Source organism: Paenibacillus sp. P46E (assembly GCF_001909095.1).
In the GTDB taxonomy this organism is placed as follows: domain Bacteria; phylum Bacillota; class Bacilli; order Paenibacillales; family Paenibacillaceae; genus Paenibacillus_AQ; species Paenibacillus_AQ helianthi.
In genome coordinates this window covers 1-23,695 of record NZ_LVYZ01000076.1, presented here as the reverse complement: position 1 = coordinate 23,695, position 23,695 = coordinate 1, and the positions used below count along the sequence as shown (strand labels likewise).

Below are 23,695 nucleotides of genomic sequence, written 5' to 3'. Positions count from 1 at the left end.
TATTTATAATCAGCACCCTATATTATAAGCATTCAGTCCATCACATACATGAGGCTAGTTAAGAAAGTTTTAATAAATGGAGTTTAGTATGAAGAGTATTCCAGTAAGCTGCCCAGAAAAGAGGAGAAAATATGTTTAAATCGAAATTGATAATAGCTTCAATAGCTTTATGTACTTTGGGAGCGGGCTCCCTCGTTCATCCCAGCTCAACAACTGCTGCCCAGCCGGCCCCGGCTTCAAAATCTGCGTATGATCATATTGTCATAGTAATCGAAGAAAATCATTCCTCACAGAAAATTCTGAATAACTCTTCAGCTCCATATATGAACAGCTTGGCTAAACAAGGATTGAGCCTCACCAATCACTATGCCATCACGCATCCAAGTCAGCCGAATTATATTGAACTGTTCTCCGGCTCCAATCAGGGTGTAACAGACGACTTGTCCCATCCCCAGACGAACCATACCAATTTGGCGTCTGAGCTTATTAGTCACGGGTATACCTTTGGCGGCTATTCAGAGGGCCTACCCGGGGTGGGATATACCGGTCCTTATGACCTGAGAACAAAATATGCAAGAAAACATAACCCTTGGGTCAATTTCTCCAATCTGCCGTCCAGCATCAACATGCCGTTAACCAGCTTTCCCAAGGATTTCAATCAGCTCCCGACCGTTTCTTTTGTCATACCGAATCTAAATAATGACATGCATGACGGAAGCATTAAGACTGCGGACCAGTGGCTCAAGAGTCATCTGTCTGCCTATGCCGGCTGGGCCGCTAACCACAATAGCCTTCTTATCGTTACCTGGGATGAAGATGATATGAGTGAGCATAACAAAATACCAACTTTTATAGTTGGCGCTAAGGTCAAGAAAGGCTCTTACACCATAAAAACTAATCATTACTCACTGCTCCGCACCCTTGAAGATATGTATGGACTGAACACCCTTGGAAAAAGCAAAGATGCCCAGCCCATTAAAATAAGGTAAGAATGCAGAACAAGCCTTAAATTATTTGCTGATCAGGTAGATCAAAAATACTGCAGCAAGCACAAACCGGTAGTAAGCAAACGGTGCGAGCTTCAGCCGTTCAAGCAGCTTCAGGAAGGTAATCACGGCGAGCAGGGCAACGACAAAGGCGACAATAAATCCGGTGATAAAAAATCCGGCGTCGGCTGCCGTTAAGGTATGGTAGCTTTTTAGCAGCTCATAACCGCTTGCGGCTACCATCATCGGAATGGCAATGAGGAAGGAGAAATTGGTTGCCGCTTTGTAGCCCGCACCTGCCAGCAGGCCCCCGGCAATCGTTGCTCCCGAACGGGAAAAGCCCGGCCATAAGGACAGGCACTGGAACAAACCGATGGTGATCGCTTGCTTGTAGGATAGCTGATCAATATTCTCTGCCTGTACTGCAGTGCGTTTGTATTGACCAAACAGCATGAACAAGCCTCCCATAACAAGTCCTGCGAGCACTGTATAGGGAGAGAACAAATACGTTTTGATGAAGGAATGCAGGACGAGTCCCAGCACCATAGCAGGCAAGCAGGCCAGGATGACATGGATCAGGTTCAATTTCTGCTTCGCATTCGTATTTCCATTCTCGGAATCGACTTCTACTAATCCCAGCAAGCCAAGAATCCGCCGCCAGTAAATGACTGCCACGGCAAGAATGGCTCCAAGCTGAATAATGATTTCGAAGGTATCTGCTTTTTCTCCTGTGAATCCAAGGAGCTCTCCGCTTAAGATGAGATGGCCTGTGGAGGATACCGGCAGAAATTCTGTAATCCCCTCGACAATGCCTTGAATGATAGCAATGATGTAATCATGCATGTATAGCTGGCTCCTCTCTGCTGTAATTATTGATAGGGCTGTTCATAGAAGCGCGGATAAGAAGAATACTACTCTTATCCGCGTCTTTCTAATATTTTCACAAAAAAGTTGTCAGCTTCTCCGGCTTATTCGTGATGTCTGCCCTCATGATCGTCCTTCACCTGCACCACTTGCTTACCTGTTAAGTCAACCGAAGCAGGAGTTGTTCCATTAATAGCAGACAACTGGACATCCAGGCTGGCAGTTAATGTATGTGAAGCTCCCTTCGCATCCTGTCCGGTAAAAGTGATGTCAAATTGCTGGCGCTGAATTTCATTGGCAGGACTAATTACCGCATGCAAGCTGAGGCTTTGAATCTGGACGCCATTTGTCAGAGCAATATCCTTGGCGTTAAACAGACTTTGCCGAAACAGCTCCTTAGGATCGTTTTGCTTCGCTGCATTGCCGCCCACCGTGGAATGCTCCCATTTTGACTGTTCAGAAAGATGTTTGAAAGCAACCGGTGCGAGGGCTTGCACCACAGCCGGGATTTGTGCGTTGTCTAGCTGGAGTGAAATATCCTTGGAACCGTCCTCTCCCGTAGTGGATGTGATCTCATTCTTCAAATTTCCGATCAATGCATCAATGACCGTCTCTCCCTGGGAGCTGAACCAAGCCTTGTCCTTGGTCTCCTTCCCTGCTTTCCGATGATCCTCCCTATCCTTGTCCTGCTTCACATAATAAATATCCGAAGCATCGCTCTTCCAGACTTGCCCGTCAGGCTGACTGTAAAGACTGATAGTCTGGGCATTTGTTTTCCCGCTGATCTTGACGGTTCCGCTCACGGCTTCATTTTGCCGGCTTGCCTTCAAGTTGCTCTGGGCCTGGCTAATCAGGGAACCATTGTCCTTAAGAACCGCATCTGCCTGAACCGTAACACTTGTCAGATTCTGCGTGGTATTCTTGAGCGCAGCCTTGTAATCATCATAACCCGAGGTCCCTGCAAACGCAGTAAGTCCAGTAGCTAACATTACAGCACCGCTAATCCCAACTGCACTTCCGGTCAATAGCCACTTCTTCTTCATTCTTGAACCTTCCTTCCAATGCTGAATTTATCTTGCAATCCAAGCCTAAGCGAAAATCCTAAATTCGCAATGAAGAGACTATTAAATAAATCTTAAATTATTAGGCACTACAGGATTCAGATTGGAATTCTTAATTCCATCTGAACTCTGAGACTGAATCTATAGTAAAACCTGGTCTTTCTTGGTTTTCGTCAAGTAAAGGACCAGTCCCAGGATGATTGCGATAAAGATGATACTGGTACCGGTAGTCCCCAGCTGGAGTCCGCCTTCGCTGCGGGGCTGCGACAGATAATCACCCAGTGACGCACCCAAAGGGCGGGTCAGTATATAAGCCATCCAAAAGGCTGTGACAGCGTTCAGCTTGAGGCGAAAGTGCGCCAGCGTTACGGCACCAATCAGTGCGGCAAAAATGACTGCCGAAATCCAGTACCCGAGATTCAGACTTTCAGCAACAAGATCTCCGGCTGCAGTACCCAGGGCAAACGTAAAGAGAATGGCCAGCCAGTAAAAGGCTTCCCGTTTTTTTGTGGTAATCGAATGGATCGACAGGGTCTTCTCATTGGCGTACCAAGCCACAAAAGTTACAACCAGCGCTAGTGAGAAGTAAATTGTCGTTGATTCCAGTGGCACTCCGAGATTGTCTACAAGGTTGTCAGTAATCAGTGTCCCCACTACGCTGATCAGTACGACGGCCAGCCAATATAACGAGGGTACGTATTTGGTAGAGGACATCTGAAAGAAGAGTGAGATGATCAGCAGGCCGGTGATCACCAGGGTGGTGAGCGTTAAGCCCCAATTCAGGTTGAAATTCAGAAAGTCTGCTGCTGTTTCTCCCACCGTGGTGGCCATAATTTTAATGATCCAGAAAAAAATCGTAACCTGTGGAACCTTACTCCATATTTGGCGTTCATTCATATCCAATGCTTCTGCTCCTATCATTGAAGGTCTCCCCTTTCATTTGTAACCTGAATTGTGGTATTTCCACCTGCGCAACTTCCTGGCTATATCTCCTTCCGGTCAAAAAAGATATAGCCCAGCGTTACAAACAAAAACATGCCGGACAATAAGAATAAGGTGGTGGTGGCAAGTCTGCCCGTGGAAACGGTATGGCTTAACCATAGTGAATACCAGTCTGTATAGGATGTTATTGAAAAAAAAGCGAAGCCGTTAATCAAGTAAGGAACCGTTTTGGCCCCGGTGTATAACAGAATGGAAAAAACAAGAAATCCTGCGGCACTGCGGAAAAATTGAGCCGTAAATACGAACAAGGCTGCAAGAGACCACATAGACAGGAACGCTGCAGCGTAGGCCTTCAACAGACTGAAGATATGGAGACTGCCCGTACCCGGAGTCCCGAACAGCAGGTTGCACAGTGTACTTACCGTTCCCAAGAGCAATAGCAGAATGCCGATGGCTATGCCAAGAACAAGAAATTTGGCAGTGTATACTCCGAGTCTCGTGACTGGCCGCAGCAGCGCCAGCTTTAAGGTGCGTGATGAAATTTCCTGCGGGAATAAATCAGCAATCTCCACCATCATGAACAAGGGGATCAAGAAGACGGTGTATATCTCCAGCATTTGAACCGGATAGGAAGGACTGACGGCAACAATCCCCAATATCGGCTGCAGAGAATGGAAAAGTAAAATCAGCAGTACTGGAAGGATGACGGATACCAAGATGAAGATGATTGTTTTTTTGCGGTAGATCATGAGCTGCAGTTCGTTTCTAAGTGCTGCTGTTAAGCCCTCCATTATCCATCAGCTCCTTTCCCTTTTGCAGCTCGGCAATGTAATATTGCTCGAGAGAAGTATTGTCCGCAAGCAGTTCATGCACATTCCCTTCACGTACCAGCACGCCTTGATTCAGAATGCCCACTCTGTTGCAGAGCTGTTCCAATTCATGAATCATGTGGCTGGAAATCAGAAAGGTGATTCCCTGTTCAGCCGATAATTGCTTAACCAGAGCACGAAAATGAACTACGCCTTCAATATCCAGCCCATTGGTTGGCTCATCCCAGATCACAAATTCCGGGTAGTGCAGGATGGATGAGGCCATGGCCAGCTTTTGCTTCATACCAGTGGAGAAGTGTCTTATTTTCTCTTTGGCAAAAGCGGCAAGACCCACGGCTTCCAGCACTTCATCCAGCCGCTGGGGCGGCAGCTCCGGATAGAAGCTTGCATTCAGCTTTAAATATTGGCGTGCTGTGACATAATCGTAAAAATCGGCGGATTCGATCATGCAGCCTACCTTCCTCATACTCGATGCGAAGGATTGATCCAGATCTTGTCCAAACAATGAAATGCTCCCAAAGCTCGGAGTAATTAGTCCGGTCAGCATTTTCAGAAGCGTAGTTTTACCTGCACCGTTAGGTCCGAGCAATCCGTAGATATCTCCCTTGCTCAGTGTCAAATTCACACCGCTAATCCCTCTACCGCTATGGAAATCTTTGCTCACTCCTGTCAGCTTGGCTATACTTTCCATGCCTTCTCCCCCTTGGCGTAACCTTTTAACCTTTTATCCTTTTCCAGTAAGCTTTCACGCAAATTTAGAGTAATGGATAAATCTAAAATACCTGTGAACAGACCCTTAAATAATTCTTAACTCCGGAGCACACAAAAAAAGCCAAGGCATCCCGAAGGCTTTGGCTTTTTTGAAATATAAGAATTTATATGTTTCACGCTATATATTATCCTTCTATTTCTCGCTGAAACACCCCGTCCTTTAAAAGGACGGCGTAGCCGTTTCCACTTGCTTATATTCAGGAGCGGAACCGATATCCGGCGCCCCAAAGTGTTTCGATGTATAGCGGATTGGCAGAATCCTCTTCGATTTTCTCGCGGAGCTTGCGGATATGCACGGTTACCGTCTGGGTATCTCCGAGAGAGTCAACTCCCCATAGCCGCTCAAAAAGCTGATCCTTGCTGAATACATGATTGGGATGTAATGCAAGAAAGTAGAGCAGATCAAATTCCTTCGTGGTGAGCGACACCTCTTCATCCCGGACAAAAGCACGGCGGGAGTCCGGATTCAGTCTGAGCCCCCTGATTTCCAGCTCACTCGTGGATGATCCCCGGCCCTTGAGGCGGTCATATCGGGACAAATGGGCTTTTACTCTGGCAACCAGTTCAGCGGGTTTAAAGGGCTTGGTCATATAATCATCCGCTCCAAGACCCAGCCCGCGCACAATGTCGATATCCTCCCGTCTGGCGGTGACCATCAGGATAGGAATATCAAGCTCGCCGCGAATCCTTTTGCATACCTCGAAACCGTTCAGCTTGGGCAGCATGACATCCAGCACAATGAGCTCGAACTTCCCGCTAAGGCTGAGCTCCAGGCCTTGTTCTCCGTTTACGGCGATTTCGGTCTGATATCCATTCATCTCCAGATAATCCCGCTGAAGCTCGGCAATCGAAGGCTCATCTTCCACAATCAATATCGTCCGCTTCATTCTCCTGCGCCTCCTTCTTCGATCGGTAAAACAATGCGGATCTCCGTCCCTTCACCTTCCTTACTGTCCGCATGAATCGTTCCCCCATGCTCCAGAATAATCTGTCTAGCGATGGCAAGGCCCAGTCCGCTGCCGCCGGTATTCGTATTCCTGGACTGTTCCGCCCGGTAAAACCGTTCAAAGATATGCCCGGCCGCTTCCGGGGGAATGCCCGGCCCATTATCACCAATGGCCAACGTAAAGTTCTTTCCCTCAACCAGAGTCTGCACCGTGATTCTTTTCTCAGGCTTATCCATATACTTTAGACTGTTCTGAATGATGTTGCCTAGCACACGCTTGAATGAGTCACGGTCTACCGATATCCGTGCCGCTTCCCCGCTGTTCATGTCAATTTGCAGATCAACCTCCCGTTTCTCCAGCTCCACCTCTAGCTCCTCAGCCCAGTCCTTCAGGAAGGGCAAAATGGGTACAGATTCAAAAGAAAAGGGCAGCTTCTGCATATCCAGCTTCGAGTACAGAAACAATTCATCAATCAGATGATCCATTTCACCGGCCTTGGCGGCAATCGTACGCATGTATTTTTCATTTTTTTCCGGCGAATCCGCCACGCCTTCCAATATTCCGTCCACATAGCCTTTAATGGCAGTGATGGGTGTCTTTAAATCATGGGAGATATTCGTGATCAGCTCTTTGCGATTGGATTCATATTGCTGCTGCATGAGAAGTGATTGTTGAAGTCTTGATCTCATTTCTTCAAAAGCCATCCCAAGCTGACCCAGCTCATCCTTGCTGTCAATTTTCACCCTGAAGTCCAAATTCCCCTCAGTCACTAGCCCCGCCGCTTCGCGCAGTTCCAGTAAGGGACGGATAATCTTTCTGGACATATAGGTGGTCAACAGCGTATGCGTCAGCAGCAAGATGACTACGGTAGAAAGGAACAGAATCGGAAAGAAGGTCCTCACGAAGTGAACCAGAGGATCCGTTTTGTTGATCAGAAAAATACTTACGGGCTCTGATGCTTTCGATAATAAGTCAAATTGAGCGATTTGATACCAGTCATTATTATACTTCTTCCGAAAAGGTTCTTCATGAACCCCTGCATTCTTGAAAGCTGGCAGTTCATCCAACAACCCCTGTTCAAGCAGAAGACCCTTTGAAGCATACAGTGTCTTCTGGTTAGAGCGGATGAATAGTGAAGTGTTCTTCTTGAGCATATCCGCCGACAAATCGTCCAAAAAAGCGGTGTCCGTAAGCAAATCTGTATTTTGCATAAAGGTGTGCTTGATCAGATTGCGGGTATCCCTCTCTTCAATACCTTCAAATTTATTCTCATATGTGCTTTTCAGGCTTTGTACATCACCATGATAGACGATTGTCAGCAGCGAGGCCGTCAGGAGAAGCAGGAGCAGCGGAACGATCAGCATTGCCGCATAAGACAGCAGAAATTTCAAACGAATGGACATATCCGGTAATCACCCTGTCTCTTATAGTTCCAGAATGTACTTATCATACGACATTTCATGCAGCATACGAAAGTACAAGTCGGAAACCTATGCCGCCCGTTCCTTTTTTCTGCGCAACAGCCACCATGCCAGCAGCAGCACCACAACTCCGCATATAGCATAGCTCACCGGATGTAAATACTGCTCTACAATGCTCCAGTTCCCTCCCAGCCGGTATCCGAGATATACAAGGGCGATGTTCCAGGGAATACAGCCGAGAAAAGTGAATACTACAAATTTCCAGGATTTCATGCCGGCAACCCCTGCAGGTAAAGAGATAAACGTCCTTATAAAAGGCAGCATCCGTGTGAAAAATACAGTTCCCTCCCCAAATCGCGCAAACCAGCGTTCCGCCTGTTCCAGATGATGTGCATTCAAAAGAATATATTTACCGTACTTATCGAGCAGCCTCCTGCCCCCGGCTCTGCCGACATAATAGGCAAGGATTGACCCGATGAGATTCCCAACGACTCCGGCAACAACAACTTCTGCAAACGATAGTGATCCCTGGGCAACCAGAAAACCGCCGCTGAGCATAATCACCTCACTGGGAATGGGAATGCAGGCGCTCTCCAGGATCATTCCGATCCAAATTCCCCAGATTCCCATTGTATCTACAAGGTGGAGCGCCGTTTCAGATATTGCGGTCAGCAGTTGCTGCATTGTTTCCCCTCCGTTTCATTTAGAAAATAGTATTCAATATAAAGCTGATTGCGACCCCCAGCACCAATCCGGCCAACACTTCAAGCGGTCGATGGCCGAGAAGTTCCTTGAGTTGTACTGCTGGTGTCTCATCTTTCGTGATCTGCGAAAGATTATTGCTTATCCGATTTAATAGAGCAGCATGCATCCCTGCATGACGGCGGATACCCGCTGCATCATACATTGTGATCGCGCATACGACCGAGGCAATGGCAAACAGAGAAGAATCAAAACCGTTAATAATCCCTACAGACGCCGCCAGGGATGCCGCCGCTGCAGAATGCGAGCTTGGCATTCCTCCTGTACTAAAAGCCAGAGTCGAATTCCAGGTTCCGTTACGGAAAAGATTCAAGGGGACCTTGATAACCTGGGCCAGGATCATAGAGATTAAGGCGGATACAAGGGGGAAATTATAGATCGTATGCGTATGCAATGTCGGTAAACCTCCTGTTATCAACTGGGTCCGTTTAATTGAAGTGTAATGCCTATGTATAAACTGGTCATGAAACAAATCTTAAGCGTTTATTAATTTATCCATACCGGAGAATTTCACCCTTTTCTAAGAAGTATCTGTTATAGTGGAACAAAAAAATAAAGGGAGTTCAACCATGCTGAAGTTTAATGTACCCAAATGGTTATACTGCATATGTATTATTGGTATCGTACTGCTGATGATCCCCAAGTTTTCTTTTAATGATCCAGATACCTTCTGGCATATAGAGGTTGGCCGTTACATGATTGATCACGGACAGATTCTGCACTATGCAATCCATACTTTTTATGGAGACAAGCTGCCTTATGTGCCGCATGAATTCGGATTTCAAATTCTGGTAGCCCCGCTTTATTCAGCGTTTGGCTGGCCGGGGGTATACCTCTTGACTGCAGTTTGTTTGTTCTTTCTAGTGCTTGGACTATACCGGCTTGGCAAAGTATCGCGTAAAGAGCTAGGGCTTCAGGAAGAGCATGTTCTCTTGCTTCCATTTGCATTACTGATCTCCATCTGGATTTATTACAATTATTTTAAGGGCCGTCCGCAAATGATCTCTTCATTTATGATCGTCTGGTTTTTCGTTTATTTAAGGGAATACCAGCTGAAAGCCAAAGGGAAGTATGCCACTGCCATGATCATCCTTTCATGGATGACGGCCAATTTTCATGCGGGAGTATGGCTTGTTATTGCTGTATTTACAGGGATGGCGCTGTTTGAATCCTTACTAGATCAAACTATAAATTTGCGCAAAACGATCGTTTTTGTTTTTGTCTGGTTGATCGGTATTTTAAATCCGGGTGGATGGAAGAGTCTTCTGTACATCTTGACGGTGACGAAAAAAAACTTTAATCTGCTGATCAACGAATGGCAGCCGATTCATTACAGCAGCCTGGAAAACATCCCCATTCTGCTGCTACTGCTATTCTTTGCCTGCACCCTTCCATTTTCGCTTCAGGGGAAACCATTCCGTTTCTTTCTCATGCTTGGCATTTTGTATTTGGGCGTGTCCAACTTCAAGCAAAATTTGTTTATGTGGCTATTTATTCCTTATTTTGCAGCTATCTTGTTTGAAGCGATTCCCTTTGCTTATTTCCGTAAACCTGGTGTGCTCATCCGGCAGAGCACCTTGAAGGTATGCCTAACGGCAGGATTGCTACTGAATGTTGGGTATATCTTTGTAGTTCCACCTGTTATTGATGCCAAAAATTATCCGGTCGATGAGATGAACTTTATCTTGCAGAGAACACCGGATGGTTCCCGGCCCAAAGTCTTTGCCCGGTACGGAGCTTCCGGTTATGTCATGTTCCGTGGCGGGGATGTGCTTTGTGACGGCAGGCAGGACCCCTTCGTTACGAAGGATTCTCTTGGCGTATTGGGCTGGACGGCCTTTGAGCGCTCTATGTATGGTTTTTCTGAATACCTTCCCGAAATTGTTGCTTATGATCATCCGGATTATGTGATTGTAAGCAATGGAATCTCTCGAAAGCTTTTCGAAGGATGGGTGAACCAATTTGGACAGCCTGTTTATAAAGGAGAAAATGGCAGTGTATTCGATTTCACAAATACCACTGCCGGATCTGCTCAGTGAGGGTAGACCCATAGTTCGAATATGTCAATAAGAACCTGATGTGAAAATTCTTATCATACTCTAATAAAAGGCGGAAAACGCTTACGACTACAGTTATCCATCAACGCTTAGCAATTTATGTTAAATTCAAGTGTGATAAAGTTGGTTCAGGTGATCACCCAAACACAACAATGGGAGGTAACAGATGAACACAACTTACAAAAAAAACCGTTTCCGCAACTTTGGTATTGGAGTCAGCTTAGGTATAGCTTTACTTTCTGCCGGTACGGGCTTTTTGGATAACACGAATACAGCCTATGCTGCCACTGCTGCAACTACTGCAGATCAAGTCATCTCAACTGGCCTGAAGTATCAGGGGGTTCCTTATCAATTCGGTGCCAAATCAGGAAGAACCGATGCTTTCGACTGCTCCTCTTTTACACAGTTTGCCTTTAAACAAAATGGGATATCCATTCCCCGCTCTTCCAGACAGCAGTCCACAGTCGGAACATTCGTACCAAGAGATCAGCTCCAGCCTGGAGATCTGGTTTTCTTCTATTCCCCTATTCATCATGTTGCCATTTATATGGGTGATGGAAAATTGCTACACACGTACGGAAAAGGGGGAGTTACAATTACTCCACTGAATACAGGCTGGTGGAATTCCCACTACAGAACAGCACGCCGGGTTTTGCCTTAGAATGGACAAACCGTTGTGAGCCCTGTTACGGACAACAGCTTAGCAGCAGCTCTACCAGCCGCCCCTGCTTCAACACCTAATGTTCATCCTTCCTTCGATGATGAAGGCGGGCAGAACGAAAATTAATAGTACAACAAACAAGCCGTTTCTGAACCTCAGAGACGGCTTGTTTGTTTAGCGAATAATAATTCTATCCGAATACCTGTCTCTAGCAGTCAAGTATTCCGGATGGATAGAGCCGTCGGTAGTGTCACTATAACCTCAGTTCCTGCACCCTCGTGGCTCTCAATCCGGATTTCCCCATGATGCTCTTCCACTATTGATTTCGCAATGGGCAGCCCAAGGCCGGTTCCGCCCGTCTTTCTGTGACGTGAGCTGTCGATACGGTAAAAGCGTTCAAACACATGCTTTACCTCCCCTTGGGGGATCCCGATTCCGTAATCTTTAATAATGAATTGAACATATTCCTCTTGCTTGGTTAGATGTAATTCCACCGGGGCTGTGCTGTATTTCAAGGCATTGTCCAGCAAAATAATCAGCAGTTGTTTTATTTTACTGTGATCCGCTTCTATTACATTGTCCTTCTCCTTAGAATGTAGAATGATTTTCCTCGTGCTTAACTGGCTGAAGTGGGCAATCACCAGTTTACAGGTTTGTATCAAATTCACAGACTCTGGTGTAAATTGTCCGCCTTGCTGCGAGGAAGCCAGATTAAGCAACTGCTGTGTCATTATCCGCATGCGTTTGGTTTCCTCATATATGGACTTCACAGCTTCCTCTTGCACCTTCTTATCATGAGCTCCCCAGCGTCTCAGCATGTTCGAGTACCCCTCTATGATCATCAGGGTCGTATTGAGCTCATGGGAGGCATCGGAGACAAACTACTGCTGATTCCAGAAGCTCTCCTCCAGCCTTTCCATCATCCGGTTAAACGTCTCTGTCATTTCATAGAGCTCATCACGGTTTTTCCCCTTGTAGGAAATCTTCATGAAGGCGAGGCTGCGTTCAATCTCCCTCATCGTTCTTATGCTGCTTGTAATCGGCCGGACAACGGTGCGCGAAAGCATGCTTCCACCCAGCATACAGAGCAGGACAGCTCCGAAGGTGGTTGAGGTCAGGATCGTCACAAGGATTTTAAGATTAGTCTCCAAATCATCCATTTTCTCCGCAATCTCAAAGCCTCCCATGTCTCCGCTCGCGGTCTCCACTGGAATATAGACCATGAGTATCCGTTCGTCATCCTTTTGTAAAAGCTTGGTGCCTTTAGTTCTGTTATCGGTAACCGGTACCTCGTTCAAATCAAAATCTGCGCCGTTCGTAATCGTACGGACAGAATCAGAACCAGGGATGGATATTCGAATGAGCGTATCTTCCGTTAGTGACTTGTATAGCAGAACATCTTGAGCCTCCGTGCTCATCGATTCCCCCTGTTCGATAACGGGCTCCCATTTGCTCAGGAGCATTTCACCCGCATTTTGGGTGGCACTCTTGATAAAAAGCGAATACACAGCAATATCCACGCATAATAAAATGCCGATAAGCAAAAGTGAGGTCAATAAGGTGATTTTCGTTCTAAGCTTCACCCCTCTTCCTCCTTGATGCAATAACCGATGCCGCGTATGGTTTTGATTAGCTTGTTCTTAAAGCCTGAATCGATTTTCTTTCTAACATAAAGAATATACACATCCACTACATTGGTATCTCCGACAAAGTCAAAACCCCAAACATGATTAATGATTTGTTCCCGGTTCAGTACATGGTTCTTGTTCTCTGTCAAAAAAACCAATAGGTCGAACTCTTTAGGGGTGAGCTCAATCTTTTGTCCTTCACGGACCACATCTCTTGTCTGTTTGTTGATCATCAGTTTATCGATTTGGAGAAGATTAGACTCTTCTGCTGGATTCGGCAGGTTGCCGTGAAGCCTGATGTTTGCTCTAATTCTGGCCAGCAGCTCCTCTATTTCAAACGGCTTGGTAATATAATCATTTGCTCCCTGATCTAACCCTGTTACTTTCTCAGAAGTGGTATTTCGGGCGGTTACCATAATGACCGGAGTGTATGCATCCACTTTCCGTAGTCTTCTCAAAACTTCCACACCATTAAGTTCCGGTAGCATGATATCCAGGATGATGAGATTTCAGGCTTGTCCGAGCGCTTTATCCAACCCCTCCCTGCCGGTTTTGGCAACCTCAACATGGTAACCCTCATGAGTCAGCTCCAATTCCAAGAGCCGGGAGATTTTTGCTTCATCATCTATAACCAGTATAGACTGCTCCACATTCATTTCTCCTTTTCCGCTGCGCTAAACCTAAAAAATGGACAGGAACTATCCACTTGGGAGTAGTATCCTGTCCAATATTATTTATTATTCATCAGCGGATTCTGTATCTTCCGCTTGATTGCTGTCCGAATCCGAAGCGTCGGCTTTCTCTACTTTTACGATTTTCCCGGTTACCGCATCTACCTTCACCTGTTCGAGCGCAAGAGCATTACTTTTCTCTTTTGAAATTTTAGTCTGCTTCGCCAAGCCTGCTTCTTCCTTAGCGTCAGCTACCTCACCGTCTCCATCGGATACTTCCTGATCATTAAGTTAAAGTCTTATTAGAGACACATTAGAAATCAGTTAGTATCCATTTTTAAGATTTATTTAAGAGATCATTAATAATTTCAGATTATAATTTTAAAATAAAAATAGAAAAGCGAGGATGAGAACCTTAATGAACTATCAGTTATTTCAAATCATAAATCACTTTGCTGGGAAATGGGATCTTGTTGATGATTTAATGGAGTTTTTTGCACAGGATATTATATGGCTAATGATCGCTATGATCGGTGTTTTATGGTTCACTCGTAAGGAACAACAGCAGCAGTCGGCATTCTATGCTCTTCTGTCCGCAGTAGTTGCTCTAGGAATAGCAACTGTATGGATATCTCCTGAGGTCAATCAACCTCGTCCATTTGTACTCCATGTTGTACACCAGTTGATCCCACACAATGCGGATGCTTCATTTCCAAGCGATCATTCCACGCTCGCTTTTTCGCTTGCGTTCAGTCTCTTGTTCACAAACCGGAAATGGGGAACTGTAGCCTTGGTACTGGCATGCTTAACTGGATTTGCTCGTGTGTATGTGGGAGTACACTACCCCGGAGATATTGCAGGCTCAGCCGCACTCGCCGCATTAATCAGCTTTTTGGTGTATACAATGCGCGCCCGCTTGAATCCTGTTCCAAACCTGTTAATCCGAATTTACAACAAAATCATTTCTTCTCTACCTATAATATCCCGTAAATAAACGGCAAAAAACAAACGGCATGACTCCTGGATTGGACCCATGCCGTTTTTCAATTATGAATTGGATTGATGTTAACTATCCTTTTCCCTTCTTCGTTTTGTCACCTCATTAATCCGGCAATGGATTCTCTTTGAATAACGTCGTGATATATTTTTATATAATGGTCAGTCATCTTCTTATTTGTGAAGCGCTGAATTACATACTTCCTCAATACACTCGGGGACGGATATTTCTTCGCTCTAACTTTTACTGCCATCTCCCCGACGTTATTACAGATCAGATTTGGAAAACCCGATAGCACTTCCGGTACAGCACCCCTTCTGAACGCCAGCACCGGTGTGCCGCAGGCCATACTTTCTACCATGACAAGTCCGAATGGTTCGTCCCATAGGGTCGGGAATAGTACGCATTGCGCATGTTTGATCAGCCGTTGCTTCACCTTCCCGCCTACGGGTCCAATATAATGAATATGAGGATTTTTCTGAATACGCGGCTTTACCTCTCTCTGAAAAAACTGAGGGGCTTTAACGGGTCCGGCAATAATCAGTATTTTCCCGGTCTTTTCAGCAACTTCAATGGCTTGCAGAATCCCCTTGTTGCGAATGATTCTGCCTATAAACAACAAGTATGAATGTTTCACTGCGCTAAATTCATATTCATTCGTATTTATCCCATTATAAACGCAGCTGCCTCTGTTATTCCCCATCTTTTGGCGGGCACGTTTACTTACATATACAGGGTATTTGACTCGCCGCTTGACCGGAATATGCACGGTACATACGGTTGGAATCTTTGGATTGGTTACACCAAGTGCGGAACGGAATGTATGATCATGGATAATGTCAGTTCTGTCGGGTAATTTATTCAGTACATATCTTGCCAGGTTCTCGTGCCGAAGCCCCTTGGGATAGGTGATGAGCTTAGCCTTGCTCCTGCTTCCCAAAGCTGCAAATAAAAACACCCTATGTCCTCGTCTAACCAGTTCTTCCGTCAGCTCATACACAATTTTCTCAGTCCCCCCTTTAATAGACGGTACGGGCTGAGCCTTTGGGTAGTTCGAAATCACTTGTACAATTGTTAATTTTTTTCTTTTTGCAGGGATAATCAACTTTTGCATATAACCACGGTCCCTCCAACTCTTACTTTTTATCATATCTGGTTATCGAACAGAACATCGTTTTTTTCATAATATAGCTTGTCATTCAACTTATTCACAGGGTATAAGACCAGAGATACAATAAACTATGCAATAAAAACAAATATGGAGTGGGCACAAACAGACATTAAACTTCGAGGAGCACGTTTCATACAACAGATCATGTACCTGTATTGAATATGTAAAATGACCGATTATTTGAATTGGGGAACCGATTCCTTGATCTCCAGAATCTTTGACTTTCTGATGGAGCTGGCGGCCCATTTTCTCATATCAGAAAAGAAAGAGGGAGAAGTGATTCGCCCTCTTTCAGCCTTCTATTCGGTTTGTTCACTTGCACCGCCAAAACCGGATTTTGGCAGTTTGGTTGCTTTTGTATTACTTCCCTTTGCTTTCAGGCTTTTTGCCTTCAGGCTCTTTTCCTTAATGATTTTCCCCTCAGAGCTTTTCGCTTTGATTCCTTTGGACTCATGTTGCTTCATGTGCAATTTCTTTTCATGCTCTTTATGCATCTTTTCCTTATGAAGGTTCTCAGCATGGAGCTTCTTTTCATGTTTAACCTGGGTTTCACTAGGTGCTGCTTGTACCGCCGAGGCAACAGATAGCATGAGACATACCGACATAATCATTACTGAAATTTTTTTCAATCGAGACCCTCCTCAAAATGTTTTCCTCGAATGATAATATCTCCACAATGATTGTTTTTAGTGATGTGAATTCATTCCATAATTATAACTTCGGTGTCGAATCCATGGAAAACGGCTAGGCCGCATGGTCTTCACCCGCTCCAGAGGAAAAAAATAAGTGGCTGGACATTCTGCAGAAGTCAGCCACTTGTATTTCATTTTTTAACAAAAATCCCTTATCAGCGATGCGATTGGGTTACGGAGGAAGATCGGCAACGGACCGGGAATCAAGGATTTCATCATGTCTGGCGTACGGGTAACCTGATGATCATCGTCGTTCCCTCTCCAATCGCACCGTCCACCTCAATACTCCCCTGATGCAGGGAGACTATTTTTTTAACGATCGCAAGTCCGAGACCATTCCCATTGTTATTTGTGTTTCGCGACTTGTCTATTTTGTAAAATCTTTGGAATACGGCGGTGAACTCTTCCGGGGAAATCCCGACGCCATTATCGCTGATGGTGACAAGTACTTCTGCTGCACTGTTGACTATACTGATGCGGATCTTCCCGCCTTCAGGCGTGAACTTAATGCTGTTGCTGAGCAGATACATCCATACTTGCTTCAACTGATCTTATATTAATGATTTCGCATAATCAGCAGTGATTTTTAACCACCTTCAGAAACCTCAACTCATAAACCCTTTTTTTCTTATTTTGATTAGATAATATAGAGTCAAAATAAATTGTATAATAAAAATACTCCAAGGAAGCAGAAAGAGCATTTCCACTTGATATTTCGGGAAAAATTCAATAGAAACGAAAGCCCCGTACTCAGGATCTCCAACATCTTGTATCGCTTTGAAAAATAACAGGAGTAAACAGCTTGGGATCAGAGTTACCAAAAACCAGTTGATATGGTATTTCATCCTCCGTATCCTTATAAACATTAAAGAATTAATAAAGCACAATAATAGCGGCACAAAGTATACCTTTAATAGGTATGTTAATAATTCTGTTCCCCATCCCTCTATTCTTATGTCAAGAAAATAGATTAAAGTCAAATGTAGTGAAACAGCTAGTATTACATAAAGAATGGCCTGGAGTACTGTCTTTATCGATTTCATCATTCGCCCCCTCTTTACACGTTACCTAAAAATAGAACTTAAATACTAATGACCCTTTAAATGTAATAATCGGGAATCTCAAGGCGGAACTGAATAGTAGATCTAGCTTCCAATTCAGAATTAGAACTTTATTCAGCCTTTTGAATTCCGATTATGCAGATAAACTCAAGTAAAGCTGAACATGGTCGCTGAAATGGTACTCGTTCCATATATGATCTATAACCACTGCCGTATTTTGCGACGGTTGAGGTTGTGGCACGTGATCCTCATAGAACAACAGCCCCTCCACAGGTTGGAAGGGGCTGTTGCTGTGTGGATAATATTATCAACCTTTTATCTAAATATTGCGATGTAGCTCTAATTCATTTCTTCTGTTGAGCCAATAATTTCAAAAGAACCGTCACCGCCTCAGCTCTTGTAGCAGAGTCTTGAGGAGCAAACGCATTCTCCCCTTTCCCTTGCACGATTCCCGCTTCCTTCACGAAATCCACGCTGGATTTCGCCCACGCTGGAATATCCTTGTCATCGGAGAAGCCCGTTGCAGTCTTGACTTCGGTAGTCACACCCAATGCTTTGGCGAGGATAACCGCCATCTCTGCACGGGTAATTTCTGCATTTGGGCGGAAACCGCCGTCTTCATAGCCTGTAATGATACCTGCTTGCACCGCTTGAGCGATTGCACTCTGCGCCCACGCTCCGATTGTTGCTGTATCCGTGAATGTCAATTGCGCTCCTGCGCCTTGTGGCTTCAGCACATTCATCAGCATCACCGCGAATTCCGCACGCGTCACCGAATGGTTCGGCCGGAATGTTCCATCCAGGTAACCCTTAACCATTCCCATGCTTAGTGCTTGCTGGATGCTTGCTTCTCCCCAATGTCCAGCGACATCCCTAAGGTTAATTTCCGTAGGACTCTCCGTGACCGGTTTTCTTACTGGCAGTCCTGTCACTTTATCCACATTGAGTACAGTATATTTCCCTACCCGATTAACCTCTACAATAATGTGATTCCCTTCGATCTTGCCGTCTGCGGCTTCAATCCAGGCTTTCTTCACTTCGTCATAGTAGAATACCGCCGCTTGTTGGTTACTCGTCACAAGGGCCGGATCAAACGCAATCTTCAACGTGACCGGTTTACTGAAGTCCTCCGCAAAGTTTTTCGTAATCTCGTATACGGGACTGAGCAGGATTTCTTTATTCGGGAAAAGCTTTTGTGGCTCCAGCACCTTTTCGATGGATACGGTCAGTTCCTTGGCTGCTGCTCCGGCGGGGATCGAAATCTTAACCCCATCCTCAAAGCTAACCTCGCCCGCCTGGTTTACCGGAATCGTTATTTTACCATTTGCGCTGGTTACGCTGCTGGTAGTGGTTGGAGTAAAAGCAGTGCCAGTGCCCGTGTCGGTATCGGTGATCACAGGCGCTGTCGCCGGGAATTCGGCAGTTACCATACCGGAATCCGCTGTATTCGTGGTGCTTGCTCCGGGTACGCTGAAGAAGTAGGCGGGCACTCCCTTTAAGGTATAACCCGGCTTGGGCGTGATTGTAATCGTTGCGGTATATGCCGTGCCTGGAGCAAATTCGGTTGTCGCTGGCGACCAGCTAACCGTGGCCGTATATTCTGGCGAGTAGGTCGCCGTTGTTACTGGAACGGCACCGGTTACTGGCACAGTTACACCCGCTACCCTTGCTGCTGTGATAGGAATAGCTGTCACAGGGGGTTCCGTGTCGGGCACAGTGGCTGTTGCCGGGAATTCGGCGGTGACTACACCGGAATCTGCTGTATTCGTGGTGCTTGCGCCTGCCACCGTGAAAAAGTTGGCTGGCACTCCCGTTAAGGTATAACCCGCCCTTGGCGTGACTGTGATCGTTGCCGTATACACCGTGCCTGGGGCAAATACGGTTGTCACTGGCGACCAGCTAACCGTGGCGGTGTATTCTGGCGAGTAGGTCGCCGTTGTTACCGGCGTGGCCCCGGTTACCGGTAACATTACACCCTCAATCCCTGCTGCCGTGATGGGAATAGCTGTCGCTGGTATTATTGCCGTCGCCGGGAATTTGGCGATGACTACACCGGAATCCGCTGTATTCGTCGTGATTGCTCCGGGTACGCTGAAGAAGTATTCGGGTACTCCGGCTAAGGTGTAACCCGGTTTGGGCGTGATTGTAATCGTTGCGGTATAGGCTGTTCCTCCAGCAAAGGTTGCCGCTGCAGGGGTCCAATCTATTGAGGCTGTATACTCTGCCGTCTCTGGCACAGTTGCGACTGGTGTTCCCCCTGCTACCGGCAACACTACTCCCGCTATCGTTGCGGTTGAGATAGGCGCGGCTGCCGTCGCAGGGAATACAGCGGTCACAATACCCGAATCCGCTCCATTTGTCGTTGTTGCTCCGGCTACCTTGAAGAAGTCTTTAGCCACTCCGGCTAAAGTATACCCCGGCTTGGGCGTGAGGCTAATCGTTGCCGTATAGCTGGCTGCTGCCGCAAACTTCACGTCTGCCGGGGTCCAGGCTATCGCCGCTGTATACTCTGCTGTGTCCGCTAGAGCCGCAACTGGAGCTTTCCCTGTTACCGGCACTGTCACTCCAGCAATCGCCGCGGTCGTGATGGGTACAGCTGCTGTTGCCGGGAATACGGCGGTCACAACGCCTGAATCCGCTGCATTTGTCGTTGTTGCTCCGGCTACCTTAAAGAAGTCTTTAGCCACTCCCGCTAAAGTATAGCCCGGCTTGGGCGTGAGGGTAATCTTCGCTTCATAGATTGTTTCTCCTGCAAACTTCGTGTCTGCCGGGGTCCAGGCTATTGCCGCTGTGTATTCTGCTGTGTCCGCTATCGATGTTTTCGGCGCTGCTCCTGCGACCGGCACTGTCACTCCCGCTATCGCCGCGGTCGTGATGGGCACAGCTGCTGTTGCCGGGAATACGGCGGTCACAATGCCTGAATTCGCTGCATTTGTCGTTGTCGCTCCAGCTACCTTAAAGAAGTCTTTAGCCACTCCCGCTAAAGTATAGCCCGGCTTTGCCGTGAGGCTAAACGTTGCCGTATAGCTGGCTGCTCCCGCAAACTTTGTGTCTACCGGAGACCAGGCTATCGCCGCTGTATACTCTGCTGTATCCGCTAGAGCCGCAACTGGAGCTTCCCCTGTTACCGGCACTGTCACTCCAGCTATCGCTGCCGTTGAGATAGGCACCGCTGCCGTTGCAGGGAATACAGCGGTCACAATGCCCGAATTCGCTGCATTTGTCGTTGTTGCTCCCGCTACCTTGAAGAAGTCCTTTGCCACTCCGGCTAAAGTATATCCCGGTTTGGGCGTGAGGGTAACTTTCGCTGCATAGCTTTCTTCACCAGCAAACTTCGCATCTGAAGGGGTCCAATCTATTCCCGCTGTATACTCTGCTGTATCCGCTAGAGCCACAACCGGAGCTTCCCCTGCTACCGGCACTGTCACTCCGGTTATCGCTGCGGTCTTGATAGGCACCGCCGCCGTCCCAGGGAATACGGCGGTCACATTACCCGAATTCGCTCCATTTGTCGTTGTTGCTCCCGCTACCTTGAAGAAGTCTTTAGCCACCCCGGCTAAAGTATAGCCCGGCTTGGGCGTGAGGGTAACTTTCGCTGTATAGCTTACTTCTCCGGCAAACTTCACATCTGCCGGGGTCCAGTCTATTGCCGCTGTATACTCTGCTGTATCCGCTATAGTTGCAACGGGTGTTGCTCCTGTTACCGGCACTGTCACTCCAGCAATCGCTGCTGTTGAGATAGGCACCGCTGCCGTCGCAGGGAATACGGCGGTCACAACGCCATGATCCGCTGTATTCGTTGTTGTCGCTCCCGCTACGGTGAAGAAGTCTTTTGCCACTCCGGCTAAAGTATAGCCCGGCTTGGGCGTGAGGGTAACTTTCGCTGTATAGCTTACTTCTCCGGCAAACTTCACATCTGCCGGGGTCCAGTCTATTGCCGCTGTATACTCTGCTGTATCCGCTATTGTCGCAACGGGGGTTGCTCCTGTTACCGGCACTGTCACTCCAGCAATCGCTGCTGTTGAGATAGGCACCGCTGCCGTCGCAGGGAATACAGCGGTCACAATGCCCGAATTCGCTGCATTCGTCGTTGTTGCTCCCGCTACCTTAAAGTAGTCTTTTGCCACTCCCACTAAGGTGTACCCCTGTTTGGGCGCAAGGATAATCGTCGCCGTATAGCTGGCTGCTGCCGCAAAGCTTGCAGCTGACGGAGACCAGGCTATCGCCGCTGTATACTCTGCTGTATCCGCTATTGTCGCAACGGGTGTTGCTCCTGTTACCGGCACTGTCACTCCAGCAATCGCTGCTGTTGAGATAGGCACCGCTGCCGTTGCAGGGAATACAGCGGTCACAATACCCGAATTCGCTACATTCGTCGTTGTTGCTCCCGCTACAGTGAAGAAATCTTCAGGCACGCCCATTAATGTATACCATGCTTTTGGTGTGATGGTAATCGTTGCTGTGTAAGCTGTTTCTCCTAAAAAAGGTGTTGTGGTTGGTGACCAGCTAACCGTCGCTGTATAGGCTGTCGTGTCCGATACCATAGATACTGGCGTATCCCCTGTTGCCGGGGCTGTAACTCCAGCTATGGCTGGGGTTGTGATTGGTACTACTTGGGTTGCCGGAAACACTGCGGTTACAACTCCAGAACCAGCTGCATTCGTTGTTGTTGCTCCAGCCACTTTGAAGAAATCAGCAGGTAAGTCACTGAATGTATACCCTGATCCTGGTGAAATATTTATCGTTGCTATGTAGGCCGTTCCTCTAGCAAATACGGAACCCGTTGAAGACCAGCTAACCGTTGCTGTGTAGACTGAAAAAGCAGTTATCGCTGTGACTGGTGTTGCACCTGTCACTGGCGCGGATACTCCAGCTATGTTTTCTATTCCATCTATGGTTCCTATTCTGGTGTGGACTGAATCTAAAATAGAATCTTCGAGTCCAACCAAACCGCCCACATACCTTCCTCCACTCGCATTTCCTGTGGTATAGCTGTTGTTGATTACTCCGCCGTTGAAGTTATTGCCAACCAAGCCGCCAACCACAAAATATCCACTCACATTCCCTGTGGTATAACTGTTGCTAATTGTTCCGATGGAATTTTCACCAACCAACCCACCCACAATTGAAGAAGTAGTACTAGTTGCAACTACACTCCCTGTGGCGTAACTATTGCTGATGTCTTTCTTGTTACCTCCTACCAAACCGCCCACATTTCTATCTGCATTTACACTAGCTGTAGAGTAACTATCACTAATTATTCCTCGGTTGAACCCCGCCAAACCGCCCACATACTCTTTTCCATTCACGCTTCCTGTGGCGAAACTATTGTTGTTGATGGTTCCATTGATCGAGTTCGCACCTACCAGGCCGCCCGCAAAGGTATTGCCATTCACAGTCCCTGTGGCGTAACTATTGCTGATTGTTCCGGAGTTCATTCCTACCAAGCCTCCCGAATAATACCGACCTTTCACCACTACATCTTCCACTCTCATATCGGTAATCTTATTATTAGGACCAAAGTTCCCGAACAATCCAACTCCATCACTGTTTTCTCTGTTTATCCTCAAATGTGTGATTTTGTATCCATTACCATCCATGTTCCCATAAAATATCTCCCCTATGGGTTGCCAATTTGTATAACCGCTTAAATCAATATCTGCTGTTAATTCAAAATAAAGTCCCGCCTCTAAATGATTCCTAACCTCATTCAGCTGATCCGCCGTTGCAATCTGATAAGGATCACTTGCTGAACCCGTTCCTCCAGCAAAGCCCCCCGCAGCATGAGCCGTCCCCCCGCTAGGTACAATAACTCCTGAGATTCCACCCCATACCATTAACAACACCAGGAAAATCGACAATCCTTTTTGATACACCCTATCCATCGCATTCTCTCCTCCAACGCTTCTCAACTTTATATATCTCTCACAAATAATTCCGTTCTTCAAACTTCATTGTGTCATTCCTCATTGCGTTCACCCCACTATAAGCCTTTTCGCGCAAAAAAGTACCTCCCCATTTGGGGAGGTACTAGTAAATATTTATCGATATCTCAGAGATATCCGGCTATTTTTAGAAACCCGCTCGTCTTAGAGCGTGTCTGCCTGACGTTCTAAAGCAACTTACTCTATGAATTCTAGAATAATGTTCGCCATTAATCCGCTGTTAGTTCC

The 23,695-nt window shown here is 46.7% G+C and carries 20 protein-coding genes and 2 pseudogenes; 4 read left to right on the top strand and 18 right to left on the bottom strand.

What is annotated here, in order from left to right; genetic code table 11:
* Positions 1 to 131 precede the first annotated feature (131 nt).
* Positions 132 to 989: an alkaline phosphatase family protein gene (locus A3849_RS27205; protein WP_074114217.1), complete on the top strand. Its 858-nt coding sequence runs from the start codon at positions 132 to 134 to the stop codon at positions 987 to 989.
* Positions 990 to 1,010: 21 nt separating this feature from the next.
* Here the strand turns inward: A3849_RS27205 and bacA are convergent, their stop codons facing one another.
* From bacA to A3849_RS27160, 9 genes are all read right to left on the bottom strand, one after another.
* Positions 1,011 to 1,829 (bottom strand): undecaprenyl-diphosphate phosphatase, encoded by an 819-nt coding sequence (gene bacA, locus A3849_RS27200; RefSeq protein ID WP_074114216.1) that lies wholly within the window; start codon positions 1,827 to 1,829, stop codon positions 1,011 to 1,013.
* A gap of 125 nt (positions 1,830 to 1,954) precedes the next feature.
* Positions 1,955 to 2,893 carry a hypothetical protein gene (locus A3849_RS27195; RefSeq protein WP_074114215.1) on the bottom strand — a complete coding sequence of 313 codons (939 nt, stop codon included), beginning with the start codon at positions 2,891 to 2,893 and terminating at the stop codon, positions 1,955 to 1,957.
* A 159-nt stretch (positions 2,894 to 3,052) separates the two neighbouring features.
* The gene (locus A3849_RS27190; protein WP_074114214.1) at positions 3,053 to 3,832 is read right to left on the bottom strand and encodes a COG4705 family protein; all 780 of its coding nucleotides are present in this window, start codon (positions 3,830 to 3,832) and stop codon (positions 3,053 to 3,055) included.
* Positions 3,833 to 3,894: 62 nt separating this feature from the next.
* The gene (locus A3849_RS27185; protein ID WP_074114213.1) at positions 3,895 to 4,644 is read right to left on the bottom strand and encodes an ABC transporter permease; all 750 of its coding nucleotides are present in this window, start codon (positions 4,642 to 4,644) and stop codon (positions 3,895 to 3,897) included.
* Complete coding sequence (locus tag A3849_RS27180) at positions 4,619 to 5,374, bottom strand: ABC transporter ATP-binding protein (RefSeq protein WP_074114212.1); 756 nt, start codon at positions 5,372 to 5,374, stop codon at positions 4,619 to 4,621. Before A3849_RS27180 ends, A3849_RS27185 begins: the two co-directional genes overlap by 26 nt.
* A gap of 277 nt (positions 5,375 to 5,651) precedes the next feature.
* Complete coding sequence (locus A3849_RS27175) at positions 5,652 to 6,341, bottom strand: response regulator transcription factor (RefSeq protein WP_074083972.1); 690 nt, start codon at positions 6,339 to 6,341, stop codon at positions 5,652 to 5,654.
* Complete coding sequence (locus A3849_RS27170) at positions 6,338 to 7,804, bottom strand: sensor histidine kinase (RefSeq protein WP_074114211.1); 1,467 nt, start codon at positions 7,802 to 7,804, stop codon at positions 6,338 to 6,340. The genes A3849_RS27175 and A3849_RS27170 overlap by 4 nt, the downstream gene beginning before the upstream one ends.
* 87 nt (positions 7,805 to 7,891) lie before the next feature.
* Positions 7,892 to 8,506 carry a DedA family protein gene (locus A3849_RS27165; RefSeq protein ID WP_074114210.1) on the bottom strand — a complete coding sequence of 205 codons (615 nt, stop codon included), beginning with the start codon at positions 8,504 to 8,506 and terminating at the stop codon, positions 7,892 to 7,894.
* A gap of 19 nt (positions 8,507 to 8,525) precedes the next feature.
* A complete protein-coding gene (locus A3849_RS27160) occupies positions 8,526 to 8,978 on the bottom strand; it encodes a divergent PAP2 family protein (protein WP_256700978.1) in 453 nt (150 codons plus the stop codon).
* A gap of 175 nt (positions 8,979 to 9,153) precedes the next feature.
* Between A3849_RS27160 and A3849_RS27155 the strand changes: the two genes are divergently transcribed.
* Entirely contained in the window at positions 9,154 to 10,623 is a 1,470-nt protein-coding gene (locus A3849_RS27155; RefSeq protein WP_074114209.1) for a hypothetical protein, read from the top strand.
* Positions 10,624 to 10,807: 184 nt separating this feature from the next.
* Entirely contained in the window at positions 10,808 to 11,302 is a 495-nt protein-coding gene (locus tag A3849_RS27150) for a C40 family peptidase (RefSeq protein WP_074114208.1), read from the top strand.
* A gap of 215 nt (positions 11,303 to 11,517) precedes the next feature.
* Here the strand turns inward: A3849_RS27150 and A3849_RS33745 are convergent, their stop codons facing one another.
* The 5 genes and pseudogenes from A3849_RS33745 to A3849_RS33135 form a co-directional block, all read right to left on the bottom strand.
* Positions 11,518 to 11,970, bottom strand: a complete 453-nt coding sequence (locus tag A3849_RS33745) for a sensor histidine kinase (RefSeq protein WP_372237801.1) — start codon at positions 11,968 to 11,970, stop codon at positions 11,518 to 11,520.
* A gap of 33 nt (positions 11,971 to 12,003) precedes the next feature.
* Positions 12,004 to 12,171, bottom strand: a pseudogene (locus A3849_RS33740) (histidine kinase dimerization/phospho-acceptor domain-containing protein); the annotation flags it as partial.
* Positions 12,172 to 12,183: 12 nt separating this feature from the next.
* Entirely contained in the window at positions 12,184 to 12,885 is a 702-nt protein-coding gene (locus A3849_RS33735) for a HAMP domain-containing protein (protein WP_256700976.1), read from the bottom strand.
* Positions 12,882 to 13,580, bottom strand: a pseudogene (locus A3849_RS27140) (response regulator transcription factor). Before A3849_RS27140 ends, A3849_RS33735 begins: the two are co-directional and overlap by 4 nt.
* Positions 13,581 to 13,667: 87 nt before the next feature.
* Positions 13,668 to 13,829 carry a hypothetical protein gene (locus A3849_RS33135; protein ID WP_178382813.1) on the bottom strand — a complete coding sequence of 54 codons (162 nt, stop codon included), beginning with the start codon at positions 13,827 to 13,829 and terminating at the stop codon, positions 13,668 to 13,670.
* 190 nt (positions 13,830 to 14,019) lie between these two features.
* Here A3849_RS33135 and A3849_RS27135 point away from each other — a divergent pair, with 190 nt between their 5' ends.
* Positions 14,020 to 14,595, top strand: coding sequence for an undecaprenyl-diphosphatase (locus tag A3849_RS27135; RefSeq protein WP_074114207.1), 576 nt, complete (start codon positions 14,020 to 14,022; stop codon positions 14,593 to 14,595).
* Between the two features lie 100 nt (positions 14,596 to 14,695).
* On the opposite strand, the gene A3849_RS27130 is transcribed toward A3849_RS27135, so the two are convergent.
* From A3849_RS27130 to A3849_RS27110, 4 genes are all read right to left on the bottom strand, one after another.
* The gene (locus tag A3849_RS27130; protein WP_074114206.1) at positions 14,696 to 15,712 is read right to left on the bottom strand and encodes a glycosyltransferase; all 1,017 of its coding nucleotides are present in this window, start codon (positions 15,710 to 15,712) and stop codon (positions 14,696 to 14,698) included.
* A 356-nt stretch (positions 15,713 to 16,068) separates the two neighbouring features.
* On the bottom strand, positions 16,069 to 16,398 hold the full coding sequence (locus tag A3849_RS27125) for a hypothetical protein (protein ID WP_074114205.1): 330 nt from the start codon (positions 16,396 to 16,398) through the stop codon (positions 16,069 to 16,071).
* Positions 16,399 to 16,676: 278 nt separating this feature from the next.
* Positions 16,677 to 17,006, bottom strand: a complete 330-nt coding sequence (locus A3849_RS27120) for a sensor histidine kinase (protein ID WP_256700974.1) — start codon at positions 17,004 to 17,006, stop codon at positions 16,677 to 16,679.
* Between the two features lie 860 nt (positions 17,007 to 17,866).
* Positions 17,867 to 23,407 carry an S-layer homology domain-containing protein gene (locus tag A3849_RS27110; RefSeq protein WP_074114202.1) on the bottom strand — a complete coding sequence of 1,847 codons (5,541 nt, stop codon included), beginning with the start codon at positions 23,405 to 23,407 and terminating at the stop codon, positions 17,867 to 17,869.
* Positions 23,408 to 23,695 lie beyond the last annotated feature (288 nt).

What these genes read in the sequence shown, in the direction of transcription:
- A3849_RS27135 (WP_074114207.1), top strand. Translation starts at nt 14,020, where the DNA reads ATGAACTATCAGTTATTTCAAATCATAAATCACTTTGCTGGGAAATGG.
- A3849_RS27170 (WP_074114211.1), bottom strand. Translation starts at nt 7,804, where the DNA reads ATGTCCATTCGTTTGAAATTTCTGCTGTCTTATGCGGCAATGCTGATC.
- A3849_RS27195 (WP_074114215.1), bottom strand. Translation starts at nt 2,893, where the DNA reads ATGAAGAAGAAGTGGCTATTGACCGGAAGTGCAGTTGGGATTAGCGGT.
- A3849_RS27165 (WP_074114210.1), bottom strand. Translation starts at nt 8,506, where the DNA reads ATGCAGCAACTGCTGACCGCAATATCTGAAACGGCGCTCCACCTTGTA.
- A3849_RS27110 (WP_074114202.1), bottom strand. Translation starts at nt 23,407, where the DNA reads ATGGATAGGGTGTATCAAAAAGGATTGTCGATTTTCCTGGTGTTGTTA.
- A3849_RS27130 (WP_074114206.1), bottom strand. Translation starts at nt 15,712, where the DNA reads ATGCAAAAGTTGATTATCCCTGCAAAAAGAAAAAAATTAACAATTGTA.
- A3849_RS27155 (WP_074114209.1), top strand. Translation starts at nt 9,154, where the DNA reads ATGCTGAAGTTTAATGTACCCAAATGGTTATACTGCATATGTATTATT.
- A3849_RS27180 (WP_074114212.1), bottom strand. Translation starts at nt 5,374, where the DNA reads ATGGAAAGTATAGCCAAGCTGACAGGAGTGAGCAAAGATTTCCATAGC.
- A3849_RS27150 (WP_074114208.1), top strand. Translation starts at nt 10,808, where the DNA reads ATGAACACAACTTACAAAAAAAACCGTTTCCGCAACTTTGGTATTGGA.
- A3849_RS27205 (WP_074114217.1), top strand. Translation starts at nt 132, where the DNA reads ATGTTTAAATCGAAATTGATAATAGCTTCAATAGCTTTATGTACTTTG.
- A3849_RS27175 (WP_074083972.1), bottom strand. Translation starts at nt 6,341, where the DNA reads ATGAAGCGGACGATATTGATTGTGGAAGATGAGCCTTCGATTGCCGAG.
- bacA (WP_074114216.1), bottom strand. Translation starts at nt 1,829, where the DNA reads ATGCATGATTACATCATTGCTATCATTCAAGGCATTGTCGAGGGGATT.
- A3849_RS27190 (WP_074114214.1), bottom strand. Translation starts at nt 3,832, where the DNA reads ATGATAGGAGCAGAAGCATTGGATATGAATGAACGCCAAATATGGAGT.
- A3849_RS27185 (WP_074114213.1), bottom strand. Translation starts at nt 4,644, where the DNA reads ATGGAGGGCTTAACAGCAGCACTTAGAAACGAACTGCAGCTCATGATC.